Here is a 6688-nt window from a genome sequence, read left to right on the forward strand (position 1 = left end):
ATGACCGACGCATCCGCCACCGCGATCCTCTGGCCGGCCGTGGCGATGGCCGGCCTGACCTTCCTCGTGTGGGTCAGGCTGTACCACCTGCGGCTGGGCGAAATGGCGCGCAAGCGCATCGATGCGCAGGACCTGGCCAACGCGGCCGATTCGGTCCGCCTGCTGGTCGACACGCGTGCGTCGGACAACTTCCGCAACCTGTTCGAACTGCCGGTGCTGTTCTACGCCGGCATCCTGCTGGCTGCGCAGATCGGCGTGTCGGATGCCGTTTCGCTCGCACTGGCCTGGGCCTTCGTCGGCCTGCGTGCGGTGCACAGCGTCGTCCACTGCAGCTACAACCACGTCATGACGCGCTTCGTGGCCTATGCGCTGGCGACGCTGGTGCTGATCGCGTTCTGGGTGCGGCTGGCGCTGGCCTTGGCCGCGGCATGACCGACGATCCCGAGCTCAAGCGAATCCGCTGGCGGTGCCGCCGCGGCATGCGGGAACTGGACCAGTTGTTCGGCCGTTATCTCGATCGCTGCTGGGCGACGGAATCCGAGGCGCAGCGCGTGGTTTTCCTACGGCTCCTCGATTGCGAGGACGATAAGCTCTGGCGCTGGTTCATGGGCTACGAGCACTGTCCCGATGCGGAACTCGCCGCGCTGGTCGAACGGATCCGTCAACTGCCGGCTTGAGTGGCAGCCGTCGCGGTTGCTGCAGGCACTTCTGATCGTGCTGGGTGTACTGGCGGCCGTATCGGTGCTGGCCAGCGAGATGCCCCGCCTGTTCGCCTGGCCCATCGCCGCCACGGCGCTTGCTTATGGTGCGTGGCGGGCACACAGGGAAGGGAAGAGCCCGCGCCCGGCCTTCTGGTTTCCCTGCAACGACCGCCCACCCACCGTCGACGGCCAGCCGATGTTCGACGTACGGCTGCACTGGCGGGGTCCGTTGGCCTTCCTGCGCTGGCGCGCGCGTGCCGGTGGACGTTGGTACCACGCAGCCTGGTGGCCGGACACGCTGCCGGCCGCGCAGCGGCGTGAACTCCGGCTTGCTGCGGGCGACGGGGACGCTGGGCGGGATCGGAGGGATCGGGCACCATAGGCCCATGTTCAAACCCATCCCCGTCGCCATCGGCCTGCGCTATCTCCGCGCCAAGCGCCGCAACGGTTTCATCTCCTTCATTTCGCTCGCATCGGTGGTCGGCATCGCGCTGGGCGTGATGATCCTGATCACCACGCTCTCCGTGATGAGCGGGTTCCAGCGCGAGATCCGCGACCGCCTGCTGCAGGCCACCGCGCACGCCACCGTCATGGGGGCAGGCGAAGCCATGCACGACTGGCCGCACGCGACGAAGATCGCCATGGACGATCCGCGCGTCTCCGGCGCAGCGCCTTTCATCAACGTACAGGCCATGCTGACCGGCAACGCCGATCCGCAGGGCGCGCTGGTGACCGGCATCCTGCCGGGCGAAGAGCCGAAGGTCTCGGTGATCGGCGACAAGATGAAGGCCGGCAAGCTGGACTCATTGCAGCCGGGTGAGTTCCACATCCTGCTCGGACAGGAACTGGCCGCGTGGCTGCGCGTCGGCGTCGGCGACAGCGTCGTCGTGACGGCCGGCGACTTCCAGGGCACGCCGATGGGCGCAATGCCCAAGATCAAGCGCTTCACCGTCAGCGGCATCTTCTCGGTCGGCCACAACGACGTCGACCGCAACCTGGCGCTGGTGCACATGGGCGACCTGCAGCGCGTGCTGCGGATGGGCGAGGGCGTCACCGGCGTGCGGCTGAAGCTGCACGACATGTACCAGTCCTGGGATGTCGCGCGCGACCTCGCGCTGCGTCTGCAGGGTCCGTACCGCATCAGCGACTGGACCAGCGAGAACGCCAACCTCTACCACTCGCTGAAGATGGAAAAGACGGTGATGGGCATCCTGCTGTCCTTCATCATCTTGATGGGCGCGTTCTCGCTGGTGAACTCGCAGGTGATGCTGGTGACCGACAAGCAGGCGGACATCGCCATCCTGCGCACGCTGGGCCTGACGCCGCGTGGCGTGATGCAGGTGTTCATGGTGCAGGGCGTGCTGATCGGTGTGATGGGTACGGTGCTGGGCGTGGTCGGCGGCATCCTGCTGACAATTAACCTGGAGTACATCCTCGCGGCCATCGAAGCCGTGTTCAAGGTGACGCTGTTGCCGCCGGATGTGTACTACATCACCGGCCTGCCTTACGAATTGAGTGGCAGCGAAGTCGTCACGATCGCGGCCGTGGCTTTGACGATGAGCTTCCTGGCCACGCTGTATCCGGCGTGGCGCGCCGCCCGCACCCAGCCCGCGGAGGCGCTGCGCTATGAATGAGGTCATCCGTTCCGCCGTCGTCCATGCCGAAGCGCTGGGCAAGACCTACGCCGAAGGCAAGCTGCGTACGCCGGTCTTCGATGGGCTGGAACTCAACGTGCAGCCGGGAGAAACCGTTGCCATCGTCGGTGCGTCCGGTGCCGGCAAGAGCACGCTGCTGCACCTGCTCGGTGGGCTTGATACGCCGACCTCAGGCGAGGTCTACGTCGCCGGGCAGAAGATGTCGTCGCTGTCCGATGCCGCGCGCGGCCAGTTGCGCAACAAGTCGCTCGGTTTCGTCTACCAGTTTCATCACCTGCTGCCCGAATTCACCGCGCTCGAGAACGTCATGATGCCGGTGATGCTCGGCGGCAGCGGTGCGGAGGCAGCATCCGGCAGGGCGAAGGCGTTGCTGGAATCGGTTGGTCTGGGCCACCGCCTGGCGCACAAGCCAGGTGAACTCTCGGGTGGCGAGCGCCAGCGTGCCGCGGTGGCGCGCGCGCTGGTCAACCAGCCCGCGTGCGTGCTGGGCGACGAGCCCACCGGCAACCTGGATGAGAAGACCGCGGCGACAGTGTTCGATCTGATGCTCGAACTCAATCGTGCGCAGAAGACCAGCCTGGTGCTGGTGACCCACGACCGCCGCCTCGCACGCCGGTTGGACCGCGTGCTGGAACTGCACGAAGGCAAGCTGCGCGAACTCGCGCACGACGCGGTCTGAGCGACGGCGGCGCGATCAGGCGCCGCCGTGTGTCATCAGGCAGAACGGGGACGCTGCGTGCGGGCGCCGATCACCGTCGCCAGCCACGCCATCGGCAGGTAGGCGAACAGCACGTCGACGGCCTTGAACCAGACCGGTGCGGGGATCATCGCGCTGGCTGCGATGCCGCCGCACAGGAACAGGACGCCAATCACCCAGGCGAACAGCGTCTTGCGGCTGCCGGCGATCCAGTACGCCGCCAGTGCGCCGACCAGCGTACCCAGTGCATGGGCAAGGAAGGGGGCGATGAAGTGCTTGGGCTGCAGCAGGGGCATGGCCTGTCGCAGGCCTTCGGCGGTGGTCATGTCCGCGCCGGCGGGCGAGGGGATCAGCATCGGACCCAGGGTCACGATCGCCATGTTGGCCAGGCTGCCGAGGACCAGGCCGGCGATGACGGCCGCGATGTTGCGCAGGATGATGGTCATGGCACGGCTCCCCGCGTGTGTGTGGGCGGATCTTACGCCTGATGGCCGCGGTGGTGCGGTCGCGGCGGGGTGACACCCCGGGTCCGGCCGGGCGCGATCCGGTGCCCCGGGTGCCGCGACACCGGAAAACATCCAACGTTCGATCAAAAAGACGCAACGTTGGGTCTTAATGAGAGAAGAGAGGGCGAAAGAGATCCAACGATGGATCGAAAAGATGCAACGTTGAGTCTTAATGAGAGAAGAGAGGGCGAAAAAGACCCAACGATGGATCGAAAAGACGCAACGTTGGGTCTTAGTGTGAGAAGAGAGGTCGTAAAAGACGCAACGGTGGATCGAAAAGACTCAACGATGGGTCTTGACGCCTGAATTAAGCCGCGCCGCGAAGCGGCGTCGGCTTTAACGAATTGTTAGGTGTTCTGTGTCCGTAGGCCACGGCTGTTGCCTCACCTTGCTCGAAACGCTCGCCGCTTTGCAGGAATGCCATGAGCCTGCTCCCTGATCCCTTCCAGCATAACCAGACGCTTGAAGAATGACTTTCGGCCCTGAGATGTACCGCCGTTCTCGTAGCCCCAAAGGCAACGGCCAATCTCATGGTTGAGCTCGCCCAGAGGCAACGCCGCCAGCAACTCTGGATCTTGCTCTTTGATGATTGGAGTTGTCATTGCACACCTAACGCCTGAGCTAAGCCGGCCTGCGTAAGTGGCCGGCGATAGGCGCTAGCGTAGTGCCGAGCGCACAGAGCCGCCACGAAGCAGGTTCGGCTTGAACGAATTGTTAGCAGTCACGCGTCTGAGATCGAACTGAAGACAGTGACATGCGGAGATTGCTCAAATCCTTGCTGCCGGTCAGCCAAATGCTCATGGCCGCAGGCCGCACCCATTTGCTCCATCTTGTCCGCAGTTGCAGCAAGGAATGCCGACAACTTCCGGATTTCGTCCGGCGCAGCGGTGATCGTGATCTCTGCGAGATCCAGGTGTTGAACGTCTTCCGGCGTAAGTCCGTTTTCGCTGTAACCGGTGATCTTCATTGAGTGACTGCTAACGCCTGAATTAAGCCGACCCGCGAAGCGGGTTCGGCTTGAATGAATTGTTAGGCCCCAAGCCTGACGGCCGAATCAAGATCGGGACTGCCCAAGGCCTGGGCCAATGCTAGCGCATTGGGACGAATCCAATCCGGTGAATCCTTGTCAAAGGGTGCTGGGAGTCCGCTCTTATGGAACAAATCGTGCCCCTCGGGCCAACGGTTTGGTTCGGCAGCCATCGTATCCAGAGCCAGTAAAGTCTCGCGGTCTTTGCAACGCGGCATAAACAACCAAACGAGATCGTTGGATCTCCGCTGCAGTTTGCGTTGCTGTCGCCATTGGGGCCTAACGCCTGAGTTAACCCGGCCCGCGAAGCGGGTTCGGCTTGAATGAATTGTTAGGGCTCAACTGCCGCATCCAGGCTCACCCCACAGAATGGACAGTAGTCAATTTTCTGCCTGCCCAGCATTGGCTTAAGCGGCAACGACCACTCGATTCGATTTGAGCAGCGCGGGCAGCGAATACTCCACATTAGCGCCAGGCCGGAGATGGCGATGCCACAGAAGCCCGCGAGCGCTGTCCATTGGCGCCAGCCAAGTATGGCTTGGCTAGTGACCAGCAGCGGTATCACCACGAACGCTACTGATACTGACGCAAATCCTAGCCAGATCCGCTTCTTGCGCCGCAACTGCTCGCGAATTGTCATTGAGTCCTAACACCTTAGTTAAGCCGACCCGCGAAGCGGGTTCGGCTTGAATGAATTGTTAGGTGCCAACCAGATTGCCCGGCACCACGATGGACGTACCAAACATTACACCGGAGAGCTGGGTTGCTGCAGCCAGGGCCCGCAGCGGACCGGGAAGATCGGAAAGACCTAGTGGGGTCTTCGGGCGACTCTGCAACTCGTACCCGCCTAAGTACTGCCGGGTAGTGCGATGGACGTCAGACCAGTCATAGGCAAAGAGACCTCGCTTGGAGAGGGTCACAAAGTCGTCCGGCCGAGAAAGAGTCACGAGCAGATCCACGCTGGATACTTCCGGCAATGAAAGGACAAGCTCCTCGACGGCATGTGCGGAGACGAGCGCTGTGGTTGGAATCGGCCCCTCGCCGCCGGTTGTAAAGATTGCTACTTGCCCAATGGCATCAATGGCGAGCCACGCAGCATCAACTCCTTGAAGATCGCGGGGTGTAACCATAGGCACCTAACGCCTGAATTAAGCCGCGCCGTGAAGCGGCGTCGGCTTGAATGAATTGTTAGGGCTCAAAAGGTGAACCCAATGAATGTGTAGAACCCAGCGCGTCCACCAGTTGGGAAGGTTGCCGACTGAAGCTCACGCTCAAAGCATTGTCCGAGAACGCTTGGTTTGTTGAGCCATGTTTGTGCGACACGCCCATGGACGTCGAGCCTCATTACTACCTTGAGACCAGATGCTTCTCGAGCTTCCTTTACGCCGCAGTTAGCAAGGGCCTTGCCCATGGCGTTACCTTGTTTATCGAAGAAGTCAGACTCCTCCTCGCCGTGCAAGGTTGCCTCATCACGCCTAGCAAGTGCCTCAGCTTGCTCGATCGAGATGTCGCTAGAAGCGAGCTGTAGGAGCGTTGCAATGAGAAGCGCTGACATATGGTTTGAGCCCTAACGCCTGAATTAAGCCGACCCGCGAAGCGGGTTCGGCTTGAATGAATTGTTAGGCCACGCCCGCAAGGAGCTTGGCGTACAAGGCCTGCCTATCACCATCACTTTGCAGCGATTCGAACCGATCAAGCAAGCTAAACGAATAGAGCCTTTCATTCATTGTCATGCCGCGAATGACCTCAATCGAGCTTTTCTGGAACGCAGACCACAGTGTAAGAACCTGCTGGTGATCGCTGTCGGAGCCGATCCAGACGTTGCCGATGTAGCGCTCCATTGTCATGGAAAGCTCGTCGGCCGTAGCCGGACTGTCTTTCCAGGCCGCGAGCTGATCTGCCACGCCCTGTACCGCAGGATCAGCTGATACGGCGCGAATTTTCTGTCCTAACTCTTCGAGATTCATCGCGGGGCCTAACGCCTGAATTAAGCCGACCCGCGAAGCGGGTTCGGCTTGAATGAATTGTTAGGTGTCGCCCGTCCGCCGCTTGGGCTTGCACCCCGTAAACTCTGGACTGTCCGGTTGCAGATTGCGATATGT

11 protein-coding genes are annotated in these 6688 nt (G+C 61.9%); 5 read left to right on the forward strand and 6 right to left on the reverse strand.

The annotated features are described in order from the left end of the window. From IB225_RS14065 to lolD, 5 genes are read left to right on the forward strand one after another with little or no spacing between them, the layout of a single operon-like run. Positions 1 to 432 (forward strand): MAPEG family protein, encoded by a 432-nt coding sequence (locus IB225_RS14065; RefSeq protein WP_192311820.1) that lies wholly within the window; start codon positions 1 to 3, stop codon positions 430 to 432. Then, positions 429 to 677 (forward strand): succinate dehydrogenase assembly factor 2, encoded by a 249-nt coding sequence (locus IB225_RS14070; protein ID WP_192311821.1) that lies wholly within the window; start codon positions 429 to 431, stop codon positions 675 to 677. The genes IB225_RS14065 and IB225_RS14070 overlap by 4 nt, the downstream gene beginning before the upstream one ends. Further along, the gene (locus IB225_RS14075) at positions 628 to 1083 is read left to right on the forward strand and encodes a hypothetical protein (RefSeq protein WP_192311822.1); all 456 of its coding nucleotides are present in this window, start codon (positions 628 to 630) and stop codon (positions 1081 to 1083) included. The genes IB225_RS14070 and IB225_RS14075 overlap by 50 nt, the downstream gene beginning before the upstream one ends. A gap of 4 nt (positions 1084 to 1087) precedes the next feature. Continuing rightward, a complete protein-coding gene (locus IB225_RS14080; RefSeq protein ID WP_192311823.1) occupies positions 1088 to 2335 on the forward strand; it encodes a lipoprotein-releasing ABC transporter permease subunit in 1248 nt (415 codons plus the stop codon). Beyond that, positions 2328 to 3035, forward strand: coding sequence for a lipoprotein-releasing ABC transporter ATP-binding protein LolD (gene lolD, locus IB225_RS14085; RefSeq protein WP_192311824.1), 708 nt, complete (start codon positions 2328 to 2330; stop codon positions 3033 to 3035). The genes IB225_RS14080 and lolD overlap by 8 nt, the downstream gene beginning before the upstream one ends. 35 nt (positions 3036 to 3070) lie before the next feature. Here the strand turns inward: lolD and IB225_RS14090 are convergent, their stop codons facing one another. From IB225_RS14090 to IB225_RS14115, 6 genes are all read right to left on the reverse strand, one after another. Then, positions 3071 to 3499 carry a hypothetical protein gene (locus IB225_RS14090; RefSeq protein ID WP_192311825.1) on the reverse strand — a complete coding sequence of 143 codons (429 nt, stop codon included), beginning with the start codon at positions 3497 to 3499 and terminating at the stop codon, positions 3071 to 3073. Between the two features lie 443 nt (positions 3500 to 3942). Continuing rightward, on the reverse strand, positions 3943 to 4161 hold the full coding sequence (locus IB225_RS14095) for a hypothetical protein (protein ID WP_192311826.1): 219 nt from the start codon (positions 4159 to 4161) through the stop codon (positions 3943 to 3945). 119 nt (positions 4162 to 4280) lie between these two features. Next, on the reverse strand, positions 4281 to 4526 hold the full coding sequence (locus IB225_RS14100; RefSeq protein WP_192311827.1) for a hypothetical protein: 246 nt from the start codon (positions 4524 to 4526) through the stop codon (positions 4281 to 4283). Positions 4527 to 5284: 758 nt separating this feature from the next. Next, positions 5285 to 5716 (reverse strand): hypothetical protein, encoded by a 432-nt coding sequence (locus IB225_RS14105; RefSeq protein ID WP_192311828.1) that lies wholly within the window; start codon positions 5714 to 5716, stop codon positions 5285 to 5287. Positions 5717 to 5781: 65 nt separating this feature from the next. Next, the gene (locus tag IB225_RS14110; RefSeq protein WP_192311829.1) at positions 5782 to 6141 is read right to left on the reverse strand and encodes a hypothetical protein; all 360 of its coding nucleotides are present in this window, start codon (positions 6139 to 6141) and stop codon (positions 5782 to 5784) included. Positions 6142 to 6205: 64 nt separating this feature from the next. Continuing rightward, a complete protein-coding gene (locus IB225_RS14115) occupies positions 6206 to 6553 on the reverse strand; it encodes a hypothetical protein (RefSeq protein ID WP_192311830.1) in 348 nt (115 codons plus the stop codon). Positions 6554 to 6688 lie beyond the last annotated feature (135 nt).

Origin of the sequence: Pseudoxanthomonas sp. PXM02 (genome assembly GCF_014851805.1) — a bacterium.
GTDB lineage: Bacteria > Pseudomonadota > Gammaproteobacteria > Xanthomonadales > Xanthomonadaceae > Pseudoxanthomonas_A.